This is a genomic window from uncultured Microbulbifer sp. (genome assembly GCF_947489355.1).
In the GTDB taxonomy this organism is placed as follows: domain Bacteria; phylum Pseudomonadota; class Gammaproteobacteria; order Pseudomonadales; family Cellvibrionaceae; genus Microbulbifer.
Map to the genome: position 1 here is coordinate 1 of NZ_CANLDD010000050.1, position 24,786 is coordinate 24,786.

The following is a 24,786-nucleotide window of genomic DNA, read 5'->3' on the forward strand; positions in this document are numbered from 1 at the left end:
TCAGTGGGATCAGTGGGATCAGTGGGATCAGTGGGATCAGTGGGATCAGTGGGATCAGTGGGATCAGTGGGATCAGTGGGATCAGTTATGTTTGATGGTTCTACGACAAATGAATACACTTCTTCATCAATGGCAGCGTCACTACTGATCGTCAACCTAAAGGTTAATTCCTGACGTATATTCGGCAGGCTTGACGTATTGATGATTAAGGCATTATCAGGGCCATCGGAAGTTTGTACCTGACTGTCACTGACTTCTGACCATTGTGAATGAGTGACATCACCTTTGCTTTCCCCCTGTGTAAGCACCATATAGTCCCCGTGCATCACTTTTGCGTTAACCGGTGACTTTAAAACTCTAGGCGTAATCACCGCCATTAATTCGCTCCCATTATCGATAATGGTGAGCTGACCAGAAGCTCTCGGATCTTTTGAATTAAAATAATTCCCATGCAAATCATTCCGGAAATACATGTAATGATTCATTTCTTCATGCCAGCGGCCAATAAAAACGTTTCCATTATGATTTGACTCATACCACCCGGTTACCTGAGAAGCCAAGAGTCTATCCCAATCGTTTTTATTGTCCTCCGTGATCGACAATGAAAATGAGGAGTGTTCTTCTCCATTTTTATTGAACACCGTATACTTTACTGTATCGCCAATACTTACTGAATTTAAATTAATCTCATGCGGGATAAAAGTGTTACCCTGAACAAGGTACGGTTGCGTCGTATCTGGATCGGGCTCTACGGGCGGCTCAACATCATTATTTGTAATGGTGATATCACTACAGTTATAGAAGCCTTCACCAACTGGGTCTATCCGCTGCCAGCGCACAAATAAAACGGCATTTCCCACCCTGTCTTCGGGAATGGTGACATTCATACGGTATTTACCGCTAACAACTGGCACATCACCTACTTCTTGAATAAGATCGAGATCACCCCAAGCTAATGGCTTTGATAAATCTGCATTGGGTTTGGTTAAGTAAAATTCCCAAAATGAAGGATTGTGTGGCGCTGTTGCATTGAAAACGTACTCAAACGTACCAGCATTGATCTCGACACGGTTCCAGGCGTCCGTTCCTGCACCCATCCCTCTTTTTTGGGAGTCATTGGCATAGCATAGGGTCCCGTCAGGGACCGCACTTCTTACGGTGGCAATGTTGTTATAGTCGGGGATATTAATAGAAAATTCATTACGCTGTTGAAATGGATATGGCCCTGAGATGCTCTTGGCTAAAGCACACCCAGCATTTGGTGGTGTACCGGACCAAACATTGCCTTGTTCATAGCAAATTTGCTGTCTGGCCTTGGGGTATTCGGACCAGCCATGGGCCTGTGTCTGTAGGCTATACGGCATCAACAATATCGATGCAATGGCAAACTTTGTTCTTAATATCATAAAATTACTCTTAATTAGTCAATACTCTTTGGTGGAGCCGCTGCCTGGGCCGCCACCTAGAAAAGTGAAGTTAAGACACGGCAACAGCTAAAATGTTCCCACGCAAATTGTATTGCCTGAGACATCCTATAATTCAGAAGCTAGTTCAGCCTGATCAGTATTATAAATGCAAGCTCCTGACTGAATCTGTGAATTTGGTTGGTTTTTTGACATCTTTTTTCTTATTCATTACTAAGCAGGTTCAGAAGGACAATCTTTGTTAATTCAGAGCACCGTTATAAACAGTATTTTTTTCGACTCTCATGCCTTGAAAATTCCGGCCTACGAGGAAAAGATACGTTCAAAAAGACATTTTCAATAGTGAGTTAAATTGCGCCTATCCCACCAAATTTACCTCAGATTATAAAGTGAAGATTCCCTGCTACGGAATTTAATTCGATATCATCTATAAAAAGTAGATGCAGTATGGGGGGCGTGGGTGGATTGAGCTGTTTGGTCGGCGACCATGGGCCACAGCCGGCACTGTTACAGGCCCTGGCTCTGAATTTATAGACAACCGCGGTGATATCCCGGCCGGTAGGCGTCCTTCTCCCAGTCCGGCAACGACTGGTAGCGCTCATCGTCATCATTCCACAGCGCTAGGGCGGAAGAGGCCAGGGCGATCTTGGCCACTGCCATGCCCACCAGCGGGTCCATACGCCAGGTCCAGGGTTTGTGCAGCTCCCCTTTGAGTTCGCCAGCACGTATCAGTTTTGACAGGCCCTGCAGGCGGGCATTGAGGAAAGGCACCACATCGGTCAGAACATTCATTGCCGCCCAATTGCCACGCAGCGAGTAGTCCATTAGATCCTTGGCCTCGAAGGCAGCCTGCGCCTTGGACTTGCCCGACTTCAATGCAGCCTTGTAGGTGGCAAGGCGGTTGGAGTTCTCAAGCTTGTCGCCCTTTTCCCGATACCACTGCCACGCCTTCTGTACTTTGGCCCAGCCCACTTCGCCCACATCAATCACGCTGTCCATGTGATTGTCGATCTCAGTGCGTGAGAGCCCCTTTTTCTTCAGGGCGCGGCGGATCATCTGCGCCCCTTCCTCCGGATCACCACCGTGGACATAACCGCCCTGGAAGGAGGCGTTGGTGGCTGTCATTGCCCAGAAGTCGTCATCTTCCCTGGCAGCAGCGGTGATACCAGCCACTGTGTCCTTGCCGAATACAAACCCATCCTTGTTGATCGCCCAGGCGTGGGCGGCATCGCGCACCAGGTTCCGCAGCATAAAATCCGAGCTGGCAGTCACGCCGGTGGTCAACAGGCGCTTGAACCAGCGGGCGGCACGAATCGGCATCCAGTTGATTCCGTTATCGGAGAGATGCACCAAGCCCCGTAACAGCGCTGGATCATTGACCCGGTAATAGGTGTTCCTGCCATTGCGTTGCACCCGAATCACCTCCGGGTCTGTAGGTGCTGTAATGGCCCATAGTTTCTCGAAGCCACTGCTGTCCAGTTGGTTCAGTTCATGCAGCACTTCCAGTTCACCAGCCTCCGGCAGCCCCAGCCGGTCCGCCATCATTTCCAGATAGGCACGATCGGCCTTGATACGTTTTACCACTTCCGACCTGGGCACAATCGCGGCGGTGTATTTCAAGCTCTCGTCGCTCAGGTAATCCGTGTCCTTGAGGTTATCCACCGTTTTTAACAGCGCCTGATTTTTCATGGCGGCATCGGCCGCCCAGTGCGCCCTCGCGCATTGTGCAACGCTGGGATGGCGCTGCGGTGGAAGTCACGGCAATCCCGGTCGCCAGTGGCAATTTTATCGTGCAGAGCAAGCGCATTTACCGCGCCGAATTGACCGCGGGCTATCAGTTTGTGGCCGAGATTCCCGCAGGCCAGACCGATTTCAGTGACAACGTGGAATCGGAACAGCTGGGAGAAAGTTGCCCCAGCCTGGACTGGATTGCACCGGACCCGAATATGCGCGGACTCACGGCGCTGCCCAACGGGGTCATGCTGGGGGCCTTCGGCAATACCCTGGCGTTTTGCGAACCCTACCAGCCCCACGCCTGGCCAATCCGCTACCAACTGGCCATGGCCTATGACTTCGTTGCAGCGGCAGTGGCTTCTGCCGGTGTGGTGATCGGCACCACGGGCAAACCCTATCTGGTGGCGGGTTCGGAGCCGGCGGCCATGAGCCTGGTGCCCCTGGACCAGATTCATGCCTGCGCCAGTAAACGCTCCATGGTGGATATGGGGGAGTATGTGCTTTATGCCTCGCCGGACGGGCTGGTTGCGGTTGGCGGCACCGATGCGCGCCTGGTTACCGAACCTTTGATACTGCCTGCGCAATTTAAGCAACGTTTCAACCCTGCCAGTATTCATGCCTACCGCTTTGAGGACCGCTACCTGGCGTTTTACAACAACGGCAGCGAGCGGGGCAGTTTCAGTTTTTCTGTAGAGGCCTTGATTAAAAACGCCACGATCACCGATGCGCAGGTGGGCAGTATTGCGGTGGACAAGATCACCGGTATCAATGCGGCCTTTGTGCTGGCAAGAATCGGTACTGGCAGTATTACCAACGCTTATATCGGCGACGTGATCCACGTCGGACAGTTTTGATAATTCCGGTGGTACACAGGGCTGGCGTATTCATAAAAACGGCACAGCCATTCTTAACAATGTTTATGCCCGAGGAAATATTGAGGCGGACCGGTTAAAGGTCAATGCTGCCAATATCGTTGACACGCTGCATGTAAAAGGCAATGCCATCACGGTGACTGCGAAGCACTTGGCGCACAAAGGGGGAAAATTACGCAATGCCAATTTGCTGATTTTGGGCACCAAGCGATGATTGTCGTTTTTGATCCGTCCAATGGGCAGATTCAATGGACCCTGGATGGTGCCATAACCCTGGTGGAGTTGGAGACATCCGTTCCCAAGCACCTGGACTGGTTGTTTGTGAACAGAGACGTGGATGTCAACGAGGACTATGTGGCGGACGGGGCCATCGAAAAGCGACCACGTATGGCGGTTACCTGGCAGTACGTTCCTTCAGGCAGAGAGGTTGTGATAAAAAATATCCCGACCGGTGCGCAGTTGGTGGTGCCCAACTGGCAGGGAATTGTTAATGATGGCTTTGTGATTTGGCCGGTGGTCGAGCCGGGCATTTACCCAATCACCATTGAATGCTTTCCCTACCATAGCGAGGTGATCCGTGCCGAAATTACCTGAATATAAGCTGTTGGATATGATGGTCATGCGAAAAGACATCAATGTATGACGACTGTGGGTGGAGCATTGGGTGCGCTGCGTCCGTAGTACGAATTTTTTTCAGACCAACTGCATCCAAGCACTTTGTTATCACGTCCTACCATGAGGTGGCAGGTGCCATCCCGAGTAAATGAACAGTAAGAGACTAACAATGGAAATAATGACTAGAATCCTTATTGGGGCTCTAATGCTACCAGTCAGCATTATTGGCGGGACCACTGAAGTGCGTGACTTAGAGGCCAAGGAGGTATCTGCAGCCCAGGTTATGTTGTTTGGTGTATTCCACTTTGCAAATCCTGGCCTGGATTCCGTAAAGGCTAAAAAAATTGATGTGTCAGCACCGGAAAACCAGCAATATCTTGAGGGGCTGACGGAAAGGCTAGCTAAACAGTCGCCAACGCATGTAATGCTTGAATGTGATCCTGCTGTTCAGGAAAAGTATGATCAGCTATTCCACTCTTATCTTAAAGGTGATCACAAACTTGATGTCAACGAAACTCAGCAACTGGGTTTTCGTATCGCTGCTCAGGCAGGATTGGCGGGTATTATTTGCTATGACGAGAGGAAGGTGCACTGGAAAGGAATGGAGCTGAAGAAGTACATGAGCAAAACTGCCCCTGAAAGGAAAAAACTATATGATGAAAAAATTCAGCAACTGAGTGAACTCACAACGTATCAACACCAAAATTTTTCACTTAGACGCCTGCTGAGGCAGAACAATGATCTATCAAGCGATCGTGAGAATATGAACCTCTACCTTATGCACAATGACGTTGGTACAGGTGGTGACTTTGTAGGAGCTGAGGCATCTGCTAGCTGGTGGCACCGTAATTTCCGTATGTACGCCAATATTCAGGCGGTTGCTCAACCAGGCACCCGGGTTATTGCTATCGCTGGCCAAGGCCATACGGCCATTTTGAAAACCCTGCTAGCCACTGATCTAGCGCGTGAAGCTTGGGATATTAACGCTTACCTCTAGAAACTTTCATAGTCATTGTAAAATCTATCCAAAAAATGTGATGCGGGTGAGCAAGCTGGTTGCCCGCATTCGATTTGGTTCATTTCGACAGGCTTGTTCGTATTATTTGTCACTACCTGTTACTGATCGACAAGCTCTGTAAACAGTGGTTTCTTCATTTGATCGATCGCCGAGCCGGGGGTCTATTAAAATACTATTGCGTGCTTCGGGGATAGAAACGGAGCCATCAAGCCAGTTGCCCAGGTTGTTCCACATCTCCGCGCGCAAATTGAAATACTTTTCAGGTTCACTGGCCGCAGAACCCGCGTTGACACCAATCACCGGATAGCCCATATCTTCCAGCGCATCGACAGTCCCCGCACCCAGGCCCACCTCATCGACGAAGATGGCATCGACCGGTTTACCTTCTTCTGCATAGGCATCGCACTCTTTGGCAACCTTGGCCGCAAGCTGGGTGGTACTGGTTTTAAGCAGGCTCTTCAAGCCCCAGGCCTTGTTGCCCTTGCGATGTATCCAACTGGCCCTATCACCACCATAACGCGCTGGATCTACTCCAACGATATGCGCTCCGTAATGACTGACAGCGTCTTCGCCTCTCTTTCGAGCTGCAGCGACATACGCTGTATTGCATAAGGTGTCCTGTCCCGATTGCTGGAAGGCGTCGGCGGCACAGAATGGATACTCCTGCAGGAAGAGCCAACCCCATTCGCCGACATCACCGCGGAGCTGAATGTTTTTCTGGTGCGCCCAGTACAGTTGGTCCCTATCCAGGTTGTAGGTCTTGGCAGTATCCAGTTCCGTATCACTGGGCTTCCAATCATTTGGCGCTTTTTTGCGATACTCCGGCTGCCAGTACCAGGGCAGAAAAATTGCGATAAACTCCGACTCGCCGGCTTCGGCTTTCTGCCAGAGGTCATGGAAGTAACCGCCGATGCCATTGGCCGTGCTCTCGAAGATAATCTCGCTGTTCTCACCTTCCGGCACTGCCTGCAGCACACCAGCTGCATGGGTTTCCGCATGAGGCCAGAAGGCCACTTCAGAGCCGTGGAAGTAATGAATCGTGCTGGAGCGGCCAGCGCCTTTGCTGCCTGCTGTCGCCACTTTGTAGCCGCTATCGTTCTGCGCAAAGTGCAGCTCTTTGGAGCTGGCATTGGCCGTTGCCGGTTTCAGCAATGGATGCAAATTGTTGTGGTAACGAAACACCATATCGAACAGGTTGTCAGTGGCCTGCTGTAGGTGCGTGAGAATGAAAGCCTTCACCGCTTTGCGGAATCGTGTCTCCCAGTAGTAACGGCCTTCAACATAAGTGCTGATACCCTGCTGACGCCCTTTTAGAATCAGGGCCCGCACCATACCTAACTCAAACAGTTGGTCTTCAAGGCGCTCATGCACATAGCGTTGTGCCTGATTGAGCTTTAATGGCTTCAGAGCACCGCGCTTTGTAGCGATCTTCAATTGTTTCAGAGCAAAAAAGGGAAAGTCGTGAACACAGCGCTTGATCAGATCTCGAACCGACTCCACTTCTTCCGAGGAAATCTCCGCTTCCAGATTCATGAATCAGTCATCTCGTCAACAAGGATTATTCAGTCACTTTCTCAAACACAAAATCACCAGACATAAAAAGCCCGTGTTGGGCGGACCAGGAAATATTTAGGCTTCGTCCTTTATACAGAGTATATAAGGAATACTTACCTTCTCTTTAAATCAAGCAGACTCCTCTATCTCTTCAGCTTCAGATTTCACCTTATCCGAGGCGGAAAGCCATGTTATATGAGCCTCCAGAAGCAAAATATTACTTGGCATGTTGTCGAATAAGTTATATTTTTTAGCTAGAGGCAAGAACTTTTCTTTTCCGTGTCTTGAAAAACAATTATAAAAAAGAATAACTAATTCATAATTAGAAACTTGAGCCTTAACCAAATTGGCATAAAATGCTGGATTATCTATTTCCGCGTTGTCGATAAACTTATAAATGTTATATAGAAACCTAAAATAATGCCCCAACTCACCCTGATGCTTATTATAAAACTCTTTGTATCCAGCATTAATATTAAGTTGATTGCTGAAATTTATATTCTTATCATTGTACGTTTTTTTTAATCGTTTAACCATGACCCTGAAACAATCTCTTCCCTTCGTGACAACAGGAGGCTCACCCTCTTCCTGTCGTACAAAATCAATTGAATTAACAATATCATTGTGAATCCGAAGCATCTGAAAAAAGGAGTGTTCGAAATTTTGTTTAAATAATGTTGTATTTTGAGAGGCTAATCCCTTTCTGGCTTCTCTCATTTCCTTGCTTTGTATATGTATTGTGATAAGTAACGCAATCAGCCCCAAAAGAGCAAAAAAAGGATTTAGAACACCGCCAAGATAATCACCAAATTCAGCCCATCGTGAATGGTCACTGGCCAAATCCCCTGCAAATTTTGAAAAATATAGAATCAGAATAACTAGAGCAATGACAAAAGCTATAATAGAAATAACTTTTAGCCATCCACTTACGTCTTGTTCTTTTTCTGAAGACACAGATCTCTCCTTGACACCCAATAACCGTACAATGGCGGCATTATGCAGTTTTCCTTACCTTCAGTAAACGTAGCTATCGTGGCCATCTATCACTCAATCAGATCATCAATCAGCGATTGCAGAGTGACCTTGACCTCCTTCTGCTCGCGGAATGCCTGAACATTCACATGCCTGCCCAGCAGTTCCAGGTTCCTCACCTTGTCCGGCCACTTGATCTTCTTCAGCACACCGACAATCTGGCGCTGATCACCATTACCTTCCCACAGCTCTGACAGGTCCATACCGGAAAGAAATTGGCGCCAAATCTTTGGCCATTCCCGAATGGGCTTGAGTGAACCGTCATCCTTGAGAATGTCCAGAACGTCCATCTGGTCGATCTCGAACAGACGCTTTAGTACATAGTCCGCGTCTATCTGAGTGCGCTCTGAGCGGGCTTTCTGGGCTTTTTGGATGTATTCAGCCACCTCACCTTTTCTCACCAATTCTGACCCTTTTACCTCGCAGGTTCGCTGGCTCGCATTCGGATATGCAACCTTATATGCCTTCGTCGCATTTAACTCAGGATCAGCCAGATAGGTGTCTGCAAAGACCTGCCACTTATCAGTCAGGCCGTTATGGTTGCGCCTGGCCATTACTCTCTCCGCTCTATCAATCTTTCCAGATTGTTATCAATACGCTGCAACCGAGCTCGGATCAGGGAGCAGTTTGCCAAGCCGATGGTAATCACCTCCGGTTATCGCTGCCAGGACCACTGCGCCAAGATCGGCTCCACCATGACACACACTACCGGTCAGGCTGTGGATGTATCAGTTTCTGGTGGGCCTGCCTATGAGCTGCTGGGTATCGCGCTGGAGGAAGGGTTTACCGGTATTGGGGTAAAGCAGAAGGGCGCCCACAAGGGCCGATTCCTGCACCTGGATGATCTTGAATACAAGCCGGGCGAGCATATCCGGCCCACAATCTGGAGTTACTAATCGCCTTTTCAGATTGTGTAAAAGTTGACCAGCAGTCTGATTTGAAAGGTAAGTTTGGGGCGCTGGCGCAGAATTGCTTCTGGCGTAGAATTCAGGATAATAATAGCCGCGGTAGCCACTATTTTGATCTTATAGCTCAATAGAGTATGAATAGACGCATCAAGAAAAAAAAGCACACCAATTATCTTTCAGATGTAGGCATAGAGGTCTCGCAAGATAAAGAGTGGAGTTTTCGCTTAGCGAAATTGGCTGTGGGCGATACTGTCTCAATTAAGAGCGAAAGCCTTCCCGAGTCATTTTTCAATCTTAATCCAGAGGTATCCAAATTCAGTTTAAATTATATGGTTGCCAGGGTGGGGTTTAGCTCAATACCAACTAGTGAATCGGGATGGTGGGGGATGAGAGAAAATACTGTTTGTCTGGTCTTCTACCCAAGTGAATTCAAGAAATCACGTTGGTATGTTGCAGTTAATTTAGACGACTATATAAATACTGAGTGTTAGAGATACTATGGAAGAAAATCTAGTAAAAGTACTGCTTCGATTAGAACAAGAAGAAGACGTCTTTGTCGAGACTCCTTGGGCGATTGACTTAGGTAACGGTCGGTATAGACTAGATAATTGCCCGTTCTATTTTTATGACTTGGCATATGGGGATATAATTTCTGCTGAATATTCTGAGGAGGAACAGCGTTTAGTTTTTGTTGAGGTGCTTGAGCTATCAGGTCATAAGTTGGTTCGCATTGTCTTTGAAAATCCAGTTGACGAAGATTGCCAAGAAAAAGAACACCTAGAAAATCTAGTGGAAATGGGTTGTACCTATGAAGGAGCTAACCCAAAATACATCTGTTTAGATATACCCCCAGAAGTCGAGCTTGGCAAGGTCACCGAGTATTTAATAAATAATGAGCTGAACTGGGAGCATGCGGCGCCGTCATATAACACCCTTTATCCAGAAAGTGAGTAAACACCTAAAAACAAAGGCGCCAGACCTTAAAACTGCCATTTTTCTTTTTTTTGACCCATTGATTTTGGCGTTAGTTATCAATATGAGCATTGAGCAACCGATACAGCATTTTCTCAGTTTTTGCTTAGATGAGCGAAAAGAAAAAGTCGATCTCGGAAATCTGATTGAGGAATTGGATCGGCTTGTTGTGGCAACCTATTTACCTGAATTTGAGTTCGACGAGAATGAGTATCCAGAACCTCCAGACAATGAGCATCTGAATATCAGAGAGACAATTTCTGAGAGATTTCCGGACCTAGGCTTTTATTGCACTGTTGACTGCGAGCCAGAATCTATCGGTGATACAAATGTCGTAACTGGCGATGCAATTGATGATCTTGCTGACATCATCGGAGATCTTATGAATGTCCAGTGGTATCTCGAAAATACAACTTTGAGCAATGCAATGTGGCACTTCGAGTTTAGCTACCGAACTCACTGGGGCTTTCATCTTAGAGAGCTTCAGCGATTTCTACATATACGATGGTGGTAAGCGACTAACAAACTAGCGAGGCATAACTCCTCATACCAAGACTCAATCATCAAAACCGGCTGCAGAGCCGGTTTTTTTACACCTGGAGAAAGTGATTTCCCATGTCTCACAACCTGGAGCTACTAATGGACTGGAAAGCGATAGCAAAAAGCGTGGCGCCGACTCTGGGCGCTGCTTTGGGTGGGCCTGTTGCGGGAACGGCAGTCAAGTTTCTGGCCGGTGCCTTACTGGGTGATGAAAAGGCCACTGAACAGGATATTGCCAACACCATTTTGACGGCGAGCCCCGAACAGCTACTGAAGCTGCGCAGCCTCGACGGTCAGTTCAAGCTCAAGATGCGTGAGCTGGATATTGATGTATATCGGCTCGAAGTGGAGGACCGCAAGAGTGCACGGGAACTAGGGATCAAAGGGGGCCTGTGGGTCCAGGCGGTGCTGTCGTTTGTGTTTATCAGCGGCTATTTCTTCCTGACCTACCTGCTGTTCTCAGGCAGCGTAGAGGTAACCCCGGCATTCGAACAGACCGGAACCCTGATGCTCGGCGTGATCACCGGCGCAATACCAATGATCCTGCAATTCTGGTACGGCTCCAGCCAGGGCAGTAAGGAAAAGACACAGGCAGTGAAGCCATGAACACACAAACCGAACACTGGCACCTGAGCAAAAGCGTATCAGTCACCCAGATAGTCAGCATCATTCTTTTGGCGGCTGGTTTATTTATATGGGGCTCTGATGTAGAGAAGGGAATCACGGCCAACGCCCAGGCCATTCAACACGAATCAGACCTGCGTTCCCTGGAGCAGAAGCACATCGGTAAATTCAAGGATGAGACCCTGATCAATCGGCGCAGCGTGTCATCCGAGAAGTGGAGTTTCCCGCAGCAACGGCAGGACAACTCCTCTTTCGTGAAGTAGGCGTTCTTGAACATGGGGTTACCAGATACGAAAAAGCCCGCACTGGGCGGGCTTGGGATTGATAAAGTCAGTCAAGTATCGCACTTAGAGCTGTCAGAGGAAAAATTGCAAAATTGCAAAATTGCAAATTTGCAATTGCCTGACTTCTTCTCTCTAATCAAGTGATATATTTCAGATTTGAATCCAAGAGTTTATTGTGCTTCGCCAAACACTAAATATTCTATCATCCAGCTTCTCAGGTCTAACTTTTACAGCCGAATAAATTATTTTATATTCACCATGGTGTCTTTCATGTTTCAAATATGGTGACCTGGCAATTTTCCAGTATCTATTTAAGTAAGCGAATTTCAAATTTTTAAATTGAACTGGATCGATAAATATACTTGGAGAATACCAGTAGTTTGATATCGTCCCATCTGCATATTCAACTGTAATTAATCGTGTTTTTTTCCCAAGAATCTTTAAATCAGAATCCTTATCTGAAAAACTCTTCAGCTTCCTAGCCTCCTCTCCGCCATCAAAAGTAGTAGGCATAATATCGGACGTTATCATAGAGTACTTTTTGTTCTCTGATGCCACATAAATCTCCCACGCACGTTGAACACCTTGAGCATTATTCAATACAATCTTTTCGTAGCCGGGCTTGTAGTATGCCTCAACATCAGACCCGTAGCCTTCTTTTAATAACTCGACAGGAAGCTTTTCTGTGAAACTTTCAACTTCAACTTTATACTCGATAACCCCTTCAAATATCTCATTGGCGCTAGCATTTTTCAGGGCAGAAAAAACCAATATTATTGACAGAACTATTCTTATCATAGTTTACCTTAAAGCTAAAAAATGTACCAAGTAGTAGTCGCACATGATAGATTGCACATATTGTCCATTCAGGCTTTCGACCTCTTAAGCCTTCTCACCACCTTTTGCCGCTCCCAGCGATAGTAGTAACGCAGCAAAAACACCTTCTCCTTCGCACGGTCTCTGCACTTGTGTCTTATAACCTATTCAGCAACTCAATTATAATTTTTCTTGCTCTGAATCAAAGCGTATGAAAAAACCTATCTTTACGGGGGATATAGAAATTATCATAGTTAAGCGACATTACTACCCTCCTTGACCTACCTATTATTTCATTTCGCGGAACAAAGCCGATAACCCTAGAATCTGCACTATTGTCTCTGTTATCACCAAGTGCTAAATATTGACCCCTAGGAACTTTGATTGATCGGAAATTCGATAAAGGCGAGCTTAGTTTATTGACACGGATAAAGTGCCTAACTCCCAGTAAATCTTCCTGTTTGTCTACAGTAGATATTGTAGAGGCTACAACTTCGTAATCTAAAGCTTTGCCATTTATGGTTAAGCGGTTATTTCTTAACTCAACCATGTCCCCAGGTATACCAATAACACGTTTGACCAGTCTATTCCCAGATACCTTGGACTCAAAAACGATTATGTCTCCCCTGCTAGGATCGGAAAGCTTCGCTAAGGAGATAGTAGTAAAGGGCAACCTAACATCGTAGGCCAATTTATTTACGAGGATTCGGTCACCTTCAACTATTGTTGGCTTCATTGAGCCCGTAGGGACTGTATTCCAGTCCGCGCAGGCACTCCGAAAAACGAGCATTAAAAAAAGGAAGAGAAGAATTGATTTGTTTTCTTTCCACACTTTCAAAGTCCAACCATTCATTCTTTTGCTCCTAATTTGACTGCTCATCGCTCATAGCTTTGTAAATAGATTTCAAAAGGTCAGCCCGGAGTGAACGATTTTGCCTACTATTACTACGCTTTTGCGCTTGATGATTTTTGCGCCGATTCTTATTGATCCACCTATCGCAAACTAGTATATGCGACCTTGGCGCAAATCAACACTCCGCCCCATTCACGTCACAGAGCATACTTCTTAAGTCTCAAACACAAAAAAACCCGCCAAATAGCGGGTTCTTAGCCTGCAATGCGCAAAAACGGCATGCTAGGGTTTTTATACCCTCTCAGGACAAAGTTGTCAACACCCTGATAAGAAACGCTCCTGATAATCTTCAACGAGTTTAGCCACTGGGCCTAATGCCCTTGAAGGCAGTGAATCCAGACGGCGTTGAAATCGCTTCCAGATCTTCACCCATTCTCGGTTCCACCCTGTCTTGTTACAGCCCAGGATGTCGCGAGCATGATTGAGATTGATAGGCCTGCTGTTCACATCCCGAAGCGCACACGCGGTAATACAAAACAATGCCAACTTGCTGACCCAGGTTCTGTCGTGTGGCTCATCCCATTGGTCAAACTCGGTCATCAAATAGTGGAGCAGCGCGGCACGTTCTCTAAAACGAGATGTCGGTGGTGCATAAGCAGCCATTCCCCAGCAATAGGCCAGAGGGTCAGCTCGACGCACCTGGGCAATCACGCTCTGAACCATGCCCTTTTCACAGGCGTCCATTATTCGTCCAGCACTACCTTTGCCTATCAGCGTCTCCGATGCTTCTGTTCTGGGGGCTGGCAATCGGCAAATCACCTTTCCCTCATCGTCCCGAAGAACCGTTTTCAGCCTCCGCCTGGAGCCGGTCACTGCTGTACCCTTTCCAGCGATGGCCTCATAGTCGAATGCCGTGGTTGGACTATCAAAGGCGTCATGCCAGGCTTGTCGAGCCGAATGAAATCTCATTGCTTGGATACCAATAAATTATGAACCAGTAAGGCCGCCTTTCCTACCCGCCGCAGCCGCAACCGCTGTTGGCAGGTGGTTAGCTTGTTAGCGGAGCGAGAGCCCGCAGCGAGCTAACAAGCTAACCAGATGACAACAGCGCACCCTTTATAAATATTTAATTGTGAGTTCAAAATCTTTTGCTGCGGGTGTGCGCTGGAAAAATGGCGCCTGGCGCTATCGTGTCCCCCGCTGGGTTGACTCCTTTACACAGCAACATTTGTTTCAAGGCAAAACGGAGGTTACTTTGGGCGCATCTCTTCCTGACGCAGCACAGCGTTATGCGCATATCGTTTCCGAGCTGGATACTCGCTCTAGACGCATCGGCATTTTTGGCGACTTGATTGACCGCTATATTGTCGAGGCTGTCCCGCACAAGGCGCCCGCAACCAGGCGCAGCAATTTGATTAGTCTGGACCGTATCCGCAGTCACTTTGGTTCCATGCTGTCCCGCGATATCGAATCCCACCATGTGTTCAGTTACCGGGATCAACGCCGCGAGACGCCAGTCTCTGCCAATCGGGATTTGGAGGTACTCTCCCATTTGTTTAGCAAGGCTGTTGAGTGGGGCGTATTGCGCAATAACGAGCACCCGATGCGGGGGCTTCGCATCAAGTTTTCCACCCAACCGCGGCGGCGCTATGTTACCGATCAGGAACTGGCTAGCGCCCTGCTCTATGCTTCGCCCTTTCTCCGCGCTTATGTTCGCATCAAACTGGCTTACGGCATCCGCAAGTCCGACCTGTTGCGCCTGCGCCTTTCTGACCGGCGCCCCGAAGGTCTGCGGATGCTGCACAGCAAGACAGCCGAGTCCTCCGGCCGCGAGACGCTGTACCAATGGACCGATGCCCGTTGGTGGGCCTGGGAGGCGGCCATTGCTGCCCGCCCTACCCAAGCGCCGCCCAATGCCTATCTATTCTGCACCCGTGCGGGAGAGCCCTATATAAATGAAGAAGGATTGTGCAGCGGCTTTAACAGTATCTGGCGTCGCTGGCTTGATCGCGCCCTGGATGCGGGCGTCATTCTGGCCAGATTTACCGAGCAGAACTTGCGAGCGAAGGTGGCTACGGATTCAGTGGATTTGGAGCAGGCCAGACGGCGCTTGGGACACACCGATACCGCCACAACCCGGCGCCACTACTGGCTTCGCCCGGAAATTGCGGACTGAGTGCGGGACAATCGGGGTTTTGTGGGACAGCTGTAAAAATCGAATGCTCTACAGGCCCCGGAATATGGTGGGTCGTGCTGGATTCGAACCAGCGACCAATTGGTTAAAAGTCAAAAATAATGCTCTTCAGCAGTGCCCTACATGCCGCAAACCCGCATGAAACCTAGAGATTGGCACTCTCCATTACCCTGCCTTCCTCATTCGCGTTGACACTTTGTTGACACCCTGACGAAGCCTCCAAAGCCGCGAGAGGGTTGTTTGTAGCCGCCTCTTCAAGGTGTTCGGGTGCCAAGTGGGCGTAACACATGGTCATCTTGATATCAGCGTGCCCAAGTATCTCTTTCAAAGTAAGAAGATTCCCACCGTGAATGACAAAATGGCTAGCAAAGGTATGCCGCAGGACATGGCTGGCCTGCCCTTTGGGCAGATCAATACCGCTATCCTTGAGAGCCTTACGAAACGCGTTATAGCAATATTGGAACAGTGGACCACTATCTGAGCGCTTCTTGTACAACTCCTCCTCAAGCGCCTTACTGATCGGGACTGTGCGTGTCTTCCCACTTTTTGTTCTGGCAAATGTAATCCTATGATTGCGCACTTGATCGCCCCTCAAGCCTTGAGCCTCACTCCATCGAGCGCCGGTTGCCAGGCAAACTTTGGCCACCAACAGCACGTGCTCGGAATTACTTTGCTCCAGCGATGCCAGCAGCTTCTTGACCTGATTCTCTCCAAGGAAAGTTAACTCCCGTTGATCAATCTTTAGAGGGCGCACACCTGCAAGCGGATTTTCAGGATGCCACTTTCCCAAGCGGGATAATTCATTGAACATAGCCCGCAAATAGGTCAGTTCATGATTACAGGTTTTAGCGGTAATTGATCCACGATGGCGCTTGTTAGCCTTGAGTCCTCCGGCCAGACGTTTCTGCCGGAATTCCGCATAGAATTCGGCTGTAACAGACTTGGCTAAAGGGTCTCCCATCATATCGCAAAGGGAAAAAAGCCAATTGCGGCGCTCCTCACCTCTTTTAAGAGTGTGCCCATGCAACTTGTACCAAGTGTTTACCAAGGCGCGTAAACTCCGTTTGTCTCTCTGGGGCGGCGCCCACCCTCCCCTATCGGCGTTTGTCCGTTGCACCCTTTCCCAGCGGACGCATTCCACCTTAGTATCAAAAGTGCGGCGTACCCGCTTGCCGCCACGACCTTCAGGCTGGATATCTACTTGCCAGCGGCCACTCTCAAGTTTGTTGATCGCCATTGTTTGGTTCCAGAAAAGCTGCATCAGGTGTTAAACCAATATTGATTCGTACAACCAGCAACTTACTGAGTTCGCCTGTACTCTGACGAAGCTGCTCTACAGAGATTGTGCCGCCAAAGGCTATCCAGGGCAGTAATTCCGGCATTGCTTTTCCAAAGGCGGCAAACACTTCCTCAGTGACTCTGTGCCGGCCGTATTCAATATTTCTGATTTGGTACGACTTCAAGCCCAAGGCATCCGAGAATTCCTTTTGCGTAAAGCCAAGTGCATCTCTGACTATTCGGAGCCGTTCCCCCGGCTTTTCAGCTAAAGCTTCCATCCGCCTTATCCACCTTTATTGCCCTTTACGGCGGCGCATCTTGCCCAAAGGCTACTGTGTTTACAACTAAAAGTATTCATTTAATCATAAACATGATTAATTGAGTGACAAATTTTTATATTTGAATCATATATGTATTGATTTAATACATTTACTTGCCTAAAAATATCCACTGTGATTGTCAACCAAGAGCAATGGAGAGCAAGAAATGAGCGAACAACTAGACCCACCACCCGTAAAAGCCCCGGTTTCCACCCAGGAGCAGTACGCCATAGATACCGGCCTCACTTTGCCAACAGTGCGCGGCCAAGTGGAACGGGGCCATCTCCCCACCATCAAGATCGGACGCTACCGCTTCATCAATATCATCAAGTTGGCCCAGCGCTGCCTGGAAGATGACGGTGGTAAGGCAAAGCAAAGGTAGGGTTTAGGCAATGGACTACACCCAGATCAACCGGGATGTGGTGGCGGCATTGGAGGGGGATGGGGCGCTTAGCCTCGTCCTCAAAGCCATGTCCAATACCTACCGGGAAGGAACCTGCCCCAAGTGTGAACGCAAGACGGTCTGGATCAACGCCGAAAAGCCGATTGTGTTGCGCTGTGATCGCGAGGACAAATGCGGCTACCAGGAGCGGGTCCGCGACCGCTATCCGGATCTCTTTGAAAACTTCTCCAAGCGCTTCCCCTCCAGTGATGAAGATCCCAAGGCCACCGCCAGGGCCTATCTGTCCATCAAGCGCGGCTTTCCCACAGCGGATATTGAAGACTGGTTTGACCAGGGATTTCACAGGCTGTCGGACGGTACCTGGGCCGAAACCGTGCGCTTCTATTTGTACGGGGGCAAACAGTACTACTGGGAGCGCATTATTGATAAAGCCCATGTGGAGAAGGCGGGCAAAAAAGCACACTTTAAAAAGGGCGGTAGCAGTGGGAAAAAACACTGGGCGCCACCAGGGCAGGAAATCACGGCCGGAGACAGGGTCTCTATTGTGGAGGGCATTTTCCACTGCATCGCCATGTCTCTGGCTGGTTATAAGGCTGTGGCGGCCTTCAGCTGTTCCAACCTGCCACGGGAGCTGATCGAAAAGAATAAAGGCCAGGGGATTACCTGGTGTCTGGCCTATGACGACGAGCCCGGTGCGCGTAAGCACTTGGCCAAATATGTTAAAGAATTGCAGGACAAAGGCGAGAAAGTAGAAATCGCCCTTACCGGGAGTAGAAAAGACTGGGATGACCTGTATCGGGAAAAGCGGCTCAACGATAAAACTATCGAGCAATGCTTGTGGCGGGGCCGGGTTTTTGCTGCGGAGTCGCCATCTGAAAAAGCCACCGTGCTGTACGCCTGGCAAAAGCGTCACTACTTGGTATTTGACTATAAAAGCTGCCTCTACAGTGCCAAGGTGAATGCCGATATATTGGCAAAAAACCTTGACGGCGAAGAGTTTGATCACAATCAACACAGCCGTGAATTCCTTTCTGCCACCAGTACAGAGAGCATTTCCAATTTCGTACCGGAGTTTCTTTACGCACAGATAGACGACATTCTGGACGAGCGTCGCTATGTATTCAGAATCAGTTATACCAACGGCAATCCGCAAGGCTTGGTAGAACTGGAAGGCAGCCATATTGACACCCCCTCCAGCTTTCACAAGGCCATGCTGAATAACAGCCTGGGGGGAACCTTCGATGGCTCCGCCAGAGATTTAAAAATATTGCGCGACCGCTGGCTCAACCGCCGTATTACCGTGGTGAAATCCATTCCCTATATCGGGTATGAGCCACTAAGCGGCGCTTACGTATATGGCAATTTTGGATACCACAAAGGCCGCTACCTGCAGATCAATAAAGAGGGTTATCTGGAAGCGGCGGGTGTTGGTATTCGCAGTAGTTTTCGCGGCTTCCGCCTGCACAAAGGCGCGCACAAGCCAGATTGGTTTAATCAATTCCTGACAGTATTTCATTGGCAAGGTTTAGCGACTCTGGCTTTTTGGCTGGGATCATTGTTCGTTCAGCAGATACGCAGCCGTGATAAATCCTTTCCTTTTCTGGAAGTCACCGGGGAGCCAGGTGCTGGTAAATCCACGCTGCTGGAATTCTGCTGGAAGCTCGTCGGGCGCGACAACCACGAAGGCATGGACCCGGCAAAGGGCTCATCCGCTGGCCGTCGCCGTACCTTTGGACAGGTCAGTAATCTGCCCGTGGTACTGATTGAGTCCGATCGCGGCGATGAGAGTGGGGAATCTAAACGCAAGCAGTTTGAGTTTGACGAGCTAAAACCCTTGTTCGATGGTCGTGGCCTCGGCACCCTTGGGGTCGCCAAGCGCGGTAATGACACCGAAGAAGCGATGTTCCAGGGCTCTCTGGTCATTGCCCAGAACGCCCGAGTGGAAGCCTCAGAAGCGATTATCCAGCGCATCGTGCACTGCCACTGCAACCGCGACCACCACAGCCGGGAATCCGAACAGCTCGCTCGCTGGTTCAACCAGGCCACCTGTGAAGAGGTCGCCGGCTTTCTGCCCGCAGCACTGGGTAAAGAGCGGGAAATACTCACCACCTACGAAAAGGCTTATATCCATTACCGCGAGCGTTATTACGACAGCGGCGGCATCAAGGCCAATCTCGGACGCCTGATCCAGAATCACGCCCAGATTATGGCCTGTGCTGTAGCTCTCAAGCATGTCATTCCCCAGGTGCAGGATGACGTTCTGCACGGGCTGGAAACCTACTTGTATCAGCGCGCACTGGACCGGCAGAGCCGGATCTCCAAAGACCACCCCCTGGTGGAGCGTTTCTGGGAAATCTACGACTACCTCAACCTCCAGAGCGACCCGTTGGCGCACAGCGAAGCGTCCTTTATCGAAGTGCTCAATCACAGCAGCAATAAGCAATACGAGATCGCTATCAATTTCGCGCAGTTTCAGGAAGTGGCGAAGAAACACGGCCAGGAGTTTCTGGACATCAACCGCCTGAAAAAGCTGCTGAACAACTCCCTGCGATATCCCTTTATGGAGATGCGCAAGGTCAAGTCGCCAGTGCTCCATAAAACCCTGCACTGCTGGGTATTTAACAAGCCGAGAAATGGCTGAAACGACAGACTCACGCGCGCACCCGCACGCGCACGCGCAAAGAGCGGATAAAACAGAAATTGTGGGGGGTGTGCGGAAAAGGGTAACCGAAGTAACCGGAAGCCCAAAATCGCCGGAAAGCCAGTAATGACGGGGCTTTCAGGCCATTGCGGAAAAGTAACTTTTGGGTAACCCACAGGTAACTGAAAAGTAATTTCTGGTTACCCGTAGGTTAAAAAACAAGCACAGAGAAATGCTATGAAAATCAATTGGTTACAGCTGGTTACTTTTTTAGGTTACCTCCGGTTACCAAAAGTTACCCGTAAAAGTAACCACGCAAAGCCAGTAACCACGGGGGCTGCAGCCATTTTCGGAAAAAAGTTACCCAGTTCCGCACCCCCCCCTCACAAAAAATGGAGAAACTCATGAATCGCTTACTTAATGAACAGGAAAAGGATCGGATCTGGAAGTTCTTGTACAGCCTGAGTACTGGTCAGCAAAACCTAGTCAACCACAAGCACATCGGGATGCTGGCCGCCGACCTCATCGCTCTCTGTTGCCACTTGGCTCAGCAGAACGAAGACCAAATCAACGCCGCAAAGAAGCTGCTGCGCACATTGTTTGACGCCTACGACCAGGGTGGAATCAAAACCGCGACTAACCTGATTATTCGCAATCTCGAAAGCAATTCAGCCCAGATAGCCGCACTGGCTGCGCCCCACATCGAAATCAGCCGGGCCTTTCCGGTAGTGGGAGAAGGCGATGAATAACCAAAACCTCGCCAGCTTCAATACCAACCACCCGCCGCCACTGATCCCCCGGCCGCTGAACAGCAACAGCGAATCCCACCGCCGCAACTGTCTGGCCTGGCATTTGCTCAGCACCCGTACCCGCGCCCAGATATTGGAGTGGCTCAGCAAACAACCCGTCGTCCTGCGCGGGGATATGCGTGTGCGCTTTAACCGGTTGCGCGAGCAATTCAAGGAACAGCGCAGGGAGAGTGCGCACCCATGAACCAGTACCGGCTGCGGCTTTTCCACTGCGTGAGCGAAATGCAGGTCTATCACGCCTGGCTCAACAACGCTGCCGTGCATCGCGCCTCCAGCTGGAGCGCGCTGGTCTGTGACGAAGTGCTATTCGGCTGTCTCGCCCACGAGGCCGCCTACACCCACCGCGGGCAAAGTCCGCGGGTATTTTCACCACTGGAGGGACACAAGATGGGAAAAGAGACAGTTGTACTGGATATGGCCCAGGTCCGGCAGATTCGTCTGGCGCTGGCCTTGTGCCGCGAGCGCATCGCCTGTCCTGCCACCACCACGGTGGTTCAGGAAGAGGCCATGCGAGAGCTGCGCGCCGCGCAGGTAATCTTTCTGGAGCACGAGGAGCGTGTGAGCCAACTGCAAACCCTGAACCGGGAACTGCTCGGAGGTGGTCATGTGTGCGCTTGATATCCATATCACCCTTTTCCCCGAGATGGCAGACAAGGTTCGCGCCTGGGTCCGCCGCCGCAAAGAGCTGGAGATGCTGGGAGAGCTGGGCAAATTGTCCCCACGGGAGGCACAGGAACGCCGCCAGATTGACTTCCAACTGGCAAGATTTACTAGCGCGATGATGCAACTCGTAGAGCCGGTGCAGCCGACGCTGCATTAATGGAGGCACCACCATAAGTACCCAACTTTAACGGCCATCACACAATGATGATCGGCCACCATTTGGAGGAAACACCGCATGAAAGGCATTGAATATCTACCAGTTCCGATCAAGGACATCGACATTAGCGCCAAGGAAATTCCGGGTCTGTCCCTGATCAGCACGGAAACCGTTGTACTACAGGGCGATAAAATCGGAGAGATGATCTGTCGCATCCGGCATAACGGATTGGCGGACTATCACGCAGTCTTGCAAGTTAACGGCGACGGCTTGGGTCCCGTCTCTGGTTTGGCACAGGGCCACGGAAAAAACCGCGCAGAGGCCATTGCGGACGCCCTCAGTAAAAGTCGAGCCGTTGCAACTAATTTCCTCGCATCCCTCAATCACCTCGCTCAGCGAATCAACTGCGGTGAAGTTGCGGCAACAAACGGGGCCGCGTAATGCAATTCTGGCGCTATGTGATTGGCCTGGCGGCACTGATTTTCTGCGGTACCTCGCTGGTGTTTTCCATGGGCCTATGGATCTCTATTCCCGCCGCGGAAGCTGGAAAGCTGGTGGCGGGATTAACCGCCTGTGCCCTGGAGCTGTGCAAGTTCGCATTCGCGCCTTTTGGATTGTGGCTGCGCGCCCAGGGCCGCCCGCTGGGCTATGTGTTGCTGCTGCTCTGGCCGCTGCTGGTGGTGATCAGTATCGCGGCCACGGTGGGGTTTCTGGCCGGCCATGCAGCCCAGCAACAACAGTTAAACGTTCGCGGCAGCCTGGAATACCAAACATTTAAACAGAAGCTGGCCAGTATTGAACAGCAAATCACAAGCCTAAACGGTGTCATCGAAACCGACGTTAAAAACGGCTACCGGCAGCGGGCGTTGAAAACGGTTGAACGGTTGGTGGCACTGGAGCAGCAGCGCAACCAGGTGCTGGCCCAGCTCAACACCCTGCGTGTGCCGGCCACAGACAGCGCCCAGGCCGCCTTTGCCAATCTTGCGGCGCTGATCCATATCAATCCCGCAGTGCTGCAGCAGGGCGGCCTGCTGGCCTTGGCCATTGTGACGGATGTGGTTGGCCTGGTTGCACTGCTTGCGTTTAACAGTTCAGGAGCGTTTAGCGCCCGTATTGAACGTTTAGCCCCCAGCGCTGAACGTTCAACCCCAACCTCTAAACGTTCATGCCAGACCGTTGAACGTTCAGGCTCAATTTCTAAACGTTCAGCTCAAACCGTTGAACGTTCAACCCCAGTTTCTAAACGTTTAGCCGAGGGCGTTGAACGTTCAGACCCAATTTCTAAACGTTCAGCCCAAACCGTTGAACGTTCAATCCCAGCTTCTAAACGTTCAACCCAGACCGTTGAACGTTCAGCAGTCACTGTTGAGCAGAAAAAAACGGTTGTAGATAACGCCAAAAACAATCCCAGGCTTAACCCTCAACAAGTGGATCTCGCCGCCCGTATCCGGCTCGGTGAGTTCGGCCGGCATCCTGTGCTGCGCAAGATCAACCGGGCAGTACGCGGTGGCAACCTGGTGGTGAAACCTGTGTTCGATTCCCTGCTGACCAGCGGTGAGCTGATACGCAAGGGGCGCGGCTACGCATTGGTAGCGATCCAGGGGAAAGGCGCTCAATTGAACGGTAGCAATCTTGAATAATTTTTCTCGCGCTTCGGCGCATTCATCCAGCAGTAACCACCAGGGCTGCAGGTATCGAGCCCACTTTTAAAAGGATCTGACTATGGAAATCCAACTAGAAAGCACCCAACCTCCCGTTACTACCCAGAAACCAGTACAGCCTGAAACCCCCGAATGGACAAAATTTGCAGGAAACGAGACTGGTGATCTTCCGGCAGGGATTGAAGCAGATACCCCAATCGCTATTCGCCTGCGCGAAGGTAAAGAACTGTTTGCGTTTGCTGGTGACTCGTTTGACCTGCCCCTCGGGGATTGGGATCACGACGACCATGAAAAAGACATCGTGGCCTACCGCCTGCTGTCCCCCAAAGACGCGCGAGAGTTTATCGGAGCCCAAGCTGTTATCAAATACGTCTCCAGACACTTGGAAGAAGACATTGATCACTGGGCACGTCTTACCCATGCTCTAAAAGCAAGATTCGACAATCCCCTGTTGCAATACATGCTGCCCAAGCTGGTTGCCGCCCTCCGTTCCCCTGAAGGCTGCGGACATAAAGCAGTCGCTGCAAACGTCACTCAATCCGAAGCCTGGGTTTTACAGCAAGCCATGCCGGCGTTTAGCGAACCATCCAAGTAAGGAAATCCCCGAGCCGGTGGAAGGCCGGCACCTATTAAAGGGAGTAACGCACATGGTGTGTGAGATACGGCAGCGTGTGCAGTAGTATCGAAGCCACCAACCTAGTACACCTTTCTCTTTCCATACCAATGCGAGCAAGGATTATCCAAGTAATGCGATTTTAAATACGCATTCCTGCAAGTTCCCAACCGTTTATACATGTACATTCATGCACCCTCTTCATTGCTAACCTCTGTGCCCCTTTAATGCCCTCATAAGAGTTTTCTTGATTAATAAACTTTTTCAAAAATATTGAGGTCAAAGTCTATTTGTTATTCTTTAAAGAATATAAAAAAATAAATATTTTGGTTGCAAATCAAGATTCAGTTGGTAAATTGCTCTCTGTTAGGCTTTACTTATATGCCAGAATAATTCTCTAACAGGAAACTGGAGAATAACACCATGGATAACTTTTCTGTAACTTCTATTTCGGCATCCCAGGTTGGAAAACTGGATGTATGTCGAGCAGGTTTGATTGATCAGGTTTCGACTGTGCGGCGCGCTCTTGACGCACTGAACCTTGATTCCCCCAAGGAATCCAGCGAAGCTTTCTTGCAACTGGTTGATGAAAAGCTGAATCGGATAGAACGGCGTATAGACAAGGAAATGAAACCGATCACAGGGTGGTGTGTTAAGAATCTATGATGATTTTTTTCGGCCTGAATTGATACAACCCCATACTCAATCCCGTACGGGCTCAATGCACCACAGTTGTCGACGTTCTTGCTGGATTCTTTGTTGAGCGGGTGCATTCATGCCCGACATTTCTATGGTCAGTGA

General features: G+C 49.7%; 30 protein-coding genes. 20 read left to right on the forward strand and 10 right to left on the reverse strand.

Going from position 1 to position 24,786, the window contains the following annotated elements; translation table 11 throughout:
- A partial coding sequence (locus Q1A48_RS16580; protein WP_299947135.1) for a lytic polysaccharide monooxygenase occupies positions 1–1,406 on the reverse strand: 1,406 nt, incomplete at its 3' end.
- Between the two features lie 546 nt (positions 1,407–1,952).
- Positions 1,953–3,113: a hypothetical protein gene (locus Q1A48_RS16585; RefSeq protein ID WP_299947137.1), complete on the reverse strand. Its 1,161-nt coding sequence runs from the start codon at positions 3,111–3,113 to the stop codon at positions 1,953–1,955.
- Positions 3,114–3,148: 35 nt separating this feature from the next.
- Between Q1A48_RS16585 and Q1A48_RS16590 the strand changes: the two genes are divergently transcribed.
- The 3 genes from Q1A48_RS16590 to Q1A48_RS16600 all read left to right on the forward strand — a co-directional run bounded on the left by Q1A48_RS16590 (position 3,149) and on the right by Q1A48_RS16600 (position 5,642).
- A complete protein-coding gene (locus tag Q1A48_RS16590) occupies positions 3,149–4,012 on the forward strand; it encodes a hypothetical protein (RefSeq protein WP_299947139.1) in 864 nt (287 codons plus the stop codon).
- A gap of 228 nt (positions 4,013–4,240) precedes the next feature.
- Positions 4,241–4,624, forward strand: coding sequence for a hypothetical protein (locus Q1A48_RS16595; protein ID WP_299947141.1), 384 nt, complete (start codon positions 4,241–4,243; stop codon positions 4,622–4,624).
- 190 nt (positions 4,625–4,814) lie between these two features.
- A complete protein-coding gene (locus Q1A48_RS16600) occupies positions 4,815–5,642 on the forward strand; it encodes a DUF5694 domain-containing protein (protein ID WP_299947143.1) in 828 nt (275 codons plus the stop codon).
- A 102-nt stretch (positions 5,643–5,744) separates the two neighbouring features.
- Here Q1A48_RS16600 and Q1A48_RS16605 read toward each other — a convergent pair whose 3' ends face one another.
- From Q1A48_RS16605 to Q1A48_RS16615, 3 genes are all read right to left on the reverse strand, one after another.
- Positions 5,745–7,196: a hypothetical protein gene (locus Q1A48_RS16605; RefSeq protein ID WP_299947145.1), complete on the reverse strand. Its 1,452-nt coding sequence runs from the start codon at positions 7,194–7,196 to the stop codon at positions 5,745–5,747.
- A gap of 150 nt (positions 7,197–7,346) precedes the next feature.
- The gene (locus tag Q1A48_RS16610) at positions 7,347–8,171 is read right to left on the reverse strand and encodes a putative phage abortive infection protein (protein WP_299947147.1); all 825 of its coding nucleotides are present in this window, start codon (positions 8,169–8,171) and stop codon (positions 7,347–7,349) included.
- 89 nt (positions 8,172–8,260) lie between these two features.
- On the reverse strand, positions 8,261–8,803 hold the full coding sequence (locus Q1A48_RS16615) for a terminase small subunit (RefSeq protein ID WP_299947149.1): 543 nt from the start codon (positions 8,801–8,803) through the stop codon (positions 8,261–8,263).
- On the opposite strand from Q1A48_RS16615, the gene Q1A48_RS16620 reads away from it, so the two are divergent.
- The 6 genes from Q1A48_RS16620 (at position 8,786) to Q1A48_RS16645 (ending at position 11,556) form a co-directional block, all read left to right on the forward strand.
- Positions 8,786–9,145 carry a D-Ala-D-Ala carboxypeptidase family metallohydrolase gene (locus tag Q1A48_RS16620; RefSeq protein ID WP_299947151.1) on the forward strand — a complete coding sequence of 120 codons (360 nt, stop codon included), beginning with the start codon at positions 8,786–8,788 and terminating at the stop codon, positions 9,143–9,145. The two genes, Q1A48_RS16615 and Q1A48_RS16620, sit on opposite strands and share 18 nt — an antisense overlap.
- A 146-nt stretch (positions 9,146–9,291) precedes the next feature.
- Positions 9,292–9,648, forward strand: coding sequence for a hypothetical protein (locus Q1A48_RS16625; RefSeq protein WP_299947152.1), 357 nt, complete (start codon positions 9,292–9,294; stop codon positions 9,646–9,648).
- 7 nt (positions 9,649–9,655) lie between these two features.
- Positions 9,656–10,111, forward strand: coding sequence for a DUF4265 domain-containing protein (locus Q1A48_RS16630; protein WP_299947154.1), 456 nt, complete (start codon positions 9,656–9,658; stop codon positions 10,109–10,111).
- Entirely contained in the window at positions 10,104–10,643 is a 540-nt protein-coding gene (locus Q1A48_RS16635; protein ID WP_299947156.1) for a DUF5063 domain-containing protein, read from the forward strand. The genes Q1A48_RS16630 and Q1A48_RS16635 overlap by 8 nt, the downstream gene beginning before the upstream one ends.
- A 101-nt stretch (positions 10,644–10,744) precedes the next feature.
- The gene (locus Q1A48_RS16640; protein ID WP_299947158.1) at positions 10,745–11,275 is read left to right on the forward strand and encodes a hypothetical protein; all 531 of its coding nucleotides are present in this window, start codon (positions 10,745–10,747) and stop codon (positions 11,273–11,275) included.
- A complete protein-coding gene (locus tag Q1A48_RS16645; RefSeq protein ID WP_299947159.1) occupies positions 11,272–11,556 on the forward strand; it encodes a hypothetical protein in 285 nt (94 codons plus the stop codon). The genes Q1A48_RS16640 and Q1A48_RS16645 overlap by 4 nt, the downstream gene beginning before the upstream one ends.
- 171 nt (positions 11,557–11,727) lie before the next feature.
- On the opposite strand, the gene Q1A48_RS16650 is transcribed toward Q1A48_RS16645, so the two are convergent.
- The 3 genes from Q1A48_RS16650 to Q1A48_RS16660 form a co-directional block, all read right to left on the reverse strand.
- Positions 11,728–12,375, reverse strand: a complete 648-nt coding sequence (locus Q1A48_RS16650) for a hypothetical protein (RefSeq protein ID WP_299947161.1) — start codon at positions 12,373–12,375, stop codon at positions 11,728–11,730.
- A 220-nt stretch (positions 12,376–12,595) separates the two neighbouring features.
- Positions 12,596–13,246 carry a signal peptidase I gene (gene lepB / locus Q1A48_RS16655; RefSeq protein WP_299947163.1) on the reverse strand — a complete coding sequence of 217 codons (651 nt, stop codon included), beginning with the start codon at positions 13,244–13,246 and terminating at the stop codon, positions 12,596–12,598.
- Positions 13,247–13,561: 315 nt separating this feature from the next.
- Positions 13,562–14,215: a hypothetical protein gene (locus tag Q1A48_RS16660; RefSeq protein ID WP_299947166.1), complete on the reverse strand. Its 654-nt coding sequence runs from the start codon at positions 14,213–14,215 to the stop codon at positions 13,562–13,564.
- Positions 14,216–14,378: 163 nt separating this feature from the next.
- Here Q1A48_RS16660 and Q1A48_RS16665 point away from each other — a divergent pair, with 163 nt between their 5' ends.
- On the forward strand, positions 14,379–15,422 hold the full coding sequence (locus Q1A48_RS16665) for a hypothetical protein (RefSeq protein WP_299947169.1): 1,044 nt from the start codon (positions 14,379–14,381) through the stop codon (positions 15,420–15,422).
- A gap of 163 nt (positions 15,423–15,585) precedes the next feature.
- On the opposite strand, the gene Q1A48_RS16670 is transcribed toward Q1A48_RS16665, so the two are convergent.
- Together Q1A48_RS16670 and Q1A48_RS16675 are read right to left on the reverse strand one after the other, a co-directional pair.
- Entirely contained in the window at positions 15,586–16,677 is a 1,092-nt protein-coding gene (locus tag Q1A48_RS16670) for a tyrosine-type recombinase/integrase (RefSeq protein WP_299947171.1), read from the reverse strand.
- On the reverse strand, positions 16,658–16,996 hold the full coding sequence (locus Q1A48_RS16675) for a helix-turn-helix transcriptional regulator (protein WP_299947173.1): 339 nt from the start codon (positions 16,994–16,996) through the stop codon (positions 16,658–16,660). Before Q1A48_RS16675 ends, Q1A48_RS16670 begins: the two co-directional genes overlap by 20 nt.
- 208 nt (positions 16,997–17,204) lie before the next feature.
- Between Q1A48_RS16675 and Q1A48_RS16680 the strand changes: the two genes are divergently transcribed.
- From Q1A48_RS16680 to Q1A48_RS16725, 10 genes are all read left to right on the forward strand, one after another.
- Positions 17,205–17,420: a hypothetical protein gene (locus Q1A48_RS16680; protein WP_299947174.1), complete on the forward strand. Its 216-nt coding sequence runs from the start codon at positions 17,205–17,207 to the stop codon at positions 17,418–17,420.
- Between the two features lie 10 nt (positions 17,421–17,430).
- The gene (locus tag Q1A48_RS16685) at positions 17,431–20,082 is read left to right on the forward strand and encodes a hypothetical protein (RefSeq protein WP_299947176.1); all 2,652 of its coding nucleotides are present in this window, start codon (positions 17,431–17,433) and stop codon (positions 20,080–20,082) included.
- A 404-nt stretch (positions 20,083–20,486) separates the two neighbouring features.
- Positions 20,487–20,831 carry a hypothetical protein gene (locus Q1A48_RS16690; RefSeq protein ID WP_299947179.1) on the forward strand — a complete coding sequence of 115 codons (345 nt, stop codon included), beginning with the start codon at positions 20,487–20,489 and terminating at the stop codon, positions 20,829–20,831.
- Positions 20,824–21,075 (forward strand): hypothetical protein, encoded by a 252-nt coding sequence (locus Q1A48_RS16695; protein ID WP_299947181.1) that lies wholly within the window; start codon positions 20,824–20,826, stop codon positions 21,073–21,075. The genes Q1A48_RS16690 and Q1A48_RS16695 overlap by 8 nt, the downstream gene beginning before the upstream one ends.
- Positions 21,072–21,509, forward strand: coding sequence for a hypothetical protein (locus tag Q1A48_RS16700; protein WP_299947183.1), 438 nt, complete (start codon positions 21,072–21,074; stop codon positions 21,507–21,509). Before Q1A48_RS16695 ends, Q1A48_RS16700 begins: the two co-directional genes overlap by 4 nt.
- Positions 21,496–21,711: a hypothetical protein gene (locus tag Q1A48_RS16705; RefSeq protein ID WP_299947186.1), complete on the forward strand. Its 216-nt coding sequence runs from the start codon at positions 21,496–21,498 to the stop codon at positions 21,709–21,711. The genes Q1A48_RS16700 and Q1A48_RS16705 overlap by 14 nt, the downstream gene beginning before the upstream one ends.
- A gap of 78 nt (positions 21,712–21,789) precedes the next feature.
- Positions 21,790–22,152: a hypothetical protein gene (locus Q1A48_RS16710; protein ID WP_299947189.1), complete on the forward strand. Its 363-nt coding sequence runs from the start codon at positions 21,790–21,792 to the stop codon at positions 22,150–22,152.
- Positions 22,152–23,351: a hypothetical protein gene (locus tag Q1A48_RS16715; RefSeq protein WP_299947191.1), complete on the forward strand. Its 1,200-nt coding sequence runs from the start codon at positions 22,152–22,154 to the stop codon at positions 23,349–23,351. Before Q1A48_RS16710 ends, Q1A48_RS16715 begins: the two co-directional genes overlap by 1 nt.
- 82 nt (positions 23,352–23,433) lie before the next feature.
- On the forward strand, positions 23,434–23,967 hold the full coding sequence (locus Q1A48_RS16720) for a hypothetical protein (RefSeq protein WP_299947192.1): 534 nt from the start codon (positions 23,434–23,436) through the stop codon (positions 23,965–23,967).
- Positions 23,968–24,408: 441 nt separating this feature from the next.
- Complete coding sequence (locus tag Q1A48_RS16725; RefSeq protein WP_299947194.1) at positions 24,409–24,651, forward strand: hypothetical protein; 243 nt, start codon at positions 24,409–24,411, stop codon at positions 24,649–24,651.
- Positions 24,652–24,786: the final 135 nt, after the last annotated feature.

Excerpts from the sequence above, each read along its gene's own strand:
- Q1A48_RS16585 (WP_299947137.1), bottom strand. The coding sequence starts at position 3,113 with ATGAAAAATCAGGCGCTGTTAAAAACGGTGGATAACCTCAAGGACACG.
- Q1A48_RS16595 (WP_299947141.1), top strand. The coding sequence starts at position 4,241 with ATGATTGTCGTTTTTGATCCGTCCAATGGGCAGATTCAATGGACCCTG.
- Q1A48_RS16600 (WP_299947143.1), top strand. The coding sequence starts at position 4,815 with ATGGAAATAATGACTAGAATCCTTATTGGGGCTCTAATGCTACCAGTC.
- Q1A48_RS16605 (WP_299947145.1), bottom strand. The coding sequence starts at position 7,196 with ATGAATCTGGAAGCGGAGATTTCCTCGGAAGAAGTGGAGTCGGTTCGA.
- Q1A48_RS16620 (WP_299947151.1), top strand. The coding sequence starts at position 8,786 with ATGGTTGCGCCTGGCCATTACTCTCTCCGCTCTATCAATCTTTCCAGA.
- Q1A48_RS16615 (WP_299947149.1), bottom strand. The coding sequence starts at position 8,803 with ATGGCCAGGCGCAACCATAACGGCCTGACTGATAAGTGGCAGGTCTTT.
- Q1A48_RS16625 (WP_299947152.1), top strand. The coding sequence starts at position 9,292 with ATGAATAGACGCATCAAGAAAAAAAAGCACACCAATTATCTTTCAGAT.
- Q1A48_RS16630 (WP_299947154.1), top strand. The coding sequence starts at position 9,656 with ATGGAAGAAAATCTAGTAAAAGTACTGCTTCGATTAGAACAAGAAGAA.
- Q1A48_RS16640 (WP_299947158.1), top strand. The coding sequence starts at position 10,745 with ATGTCTCACAACCTGGAGCTACTAATGGACTGGAAAGCGATAGCAAAA.
- Q1A48_RS16645 (WP_299947159.1), top strand. The coding sequence starts at position 11,272 with ATGAACACACAAACCGAACACTGGCACCTGAGCAAAAGCGTATCAGTC.
- Q1A48_RS16650 (WP_299947161.1), bottom strand. The coding sequence starts at position 12,375 with ATGATAAGAATAGTTCTGTCAATAATATTGGTTTTTTCTGCCCTGAAA.
- lepB (WP_299947163.1), bottom strand. The coding sequence starts at position 13,246 with ATGAATGGTTGGACTTTGAAAGTGTGGAAAGAAAACAAATCAATTCTT.
- Q1A48_RS16660 (WP_299947166.1), bottom strand. The coding sequence starts at position 14,215 with ATGAGATTTCATTCGGCTCGACAAGCCTGGCATGACGCCTTTGATAGT.
- Q1A48_RS16670 (WP_299947171.1), bottom strand. The coding sequence starts at position 16,677 with ATGGCGATCAACAAACTTGAGAGTGGCCGCTGGCAAGTAGATATCCAG.
- Q1A48_RS16675 (WP_299947173.1), bottom strand. The coding sequence starts at position 16,996 with ATGGAAGCTTTAGCTGAAAAGCCGGGGGAACGGCTCCGAATAGTCAGA.
- Q1A48_RS16680 (WP_299947174.1), top strand. The coding sequence starts at position 17,205 with ATGAGCGAACAACTAGACCCACCACCCGTAAAAGCCCCGGTTTCCACC.
- Q1A48_RS16685 (WP_299947176.1), top strand. The coding sequence starts at position 17,431 with ATGGACTACACCCAGATCAACCGGGATGTGGTGGCGGCATTGGAGGGG.
- Q1A48_RS16690 (WP_299947179.1), top strand. The coding sequence starts at position 20,487 with ATGAATCGCTTACTTAATGAACAGGAAAAGGATCGGATCTGGAAGTTC.
- Q1A48_RS16695 (WP_299947181.1), top strand. The coding sequence starts at position 20,824 with ATGAATAACCAAAACCTCGCCAGCTTCAATACCAACCACCCGCCGCCA.
- Q1A48_RS16700 (WP_299947183.1), top strand. The coding sequence starts at position 21,072 with ATGAACCAGTACCGGCTGCGGCTTTTCCACTGCGTGAGCGAAATGCAG.
- Q1A48_RS16705 (WP_299947186.1), top strand. The coding sequence starts at position 21,496 with ATGTGTGCGCTTGATATCCATATCACCCTTTTCCCCGAGATGGCAGAC.
- Q1A48_RS16710 (WP_299947189.1), top strand. The coding sequence starts at position 21,790 with ATGAAAGGCATTGAATATCTACCAGTTCCGATCAAGGACATCGACATT.
- Q1A48_RS16715 (WP_299947191.1), top strand. The coding sequence starts at position 22,152 with ATGCAATTCTGGCGCTATGTGATTGGCCTGGCGGCACTGATTTTCTGC.
- Q1A48_RS16720 (WP_299947192.1), top strand. The coding sequence starts at position 23,434 with ATGGAAATCCAACTAGAAAGCACCCAACCTCCCGTTACTACCCAGAAA.
- Q1A48_RS16725 (WP_299947194.1), top strand. The coding sequence starts at position 24,409 with ATGGATAACTTTTCTGTAACTTCTATTTCGGCATCCCAGGTTGGAAAA.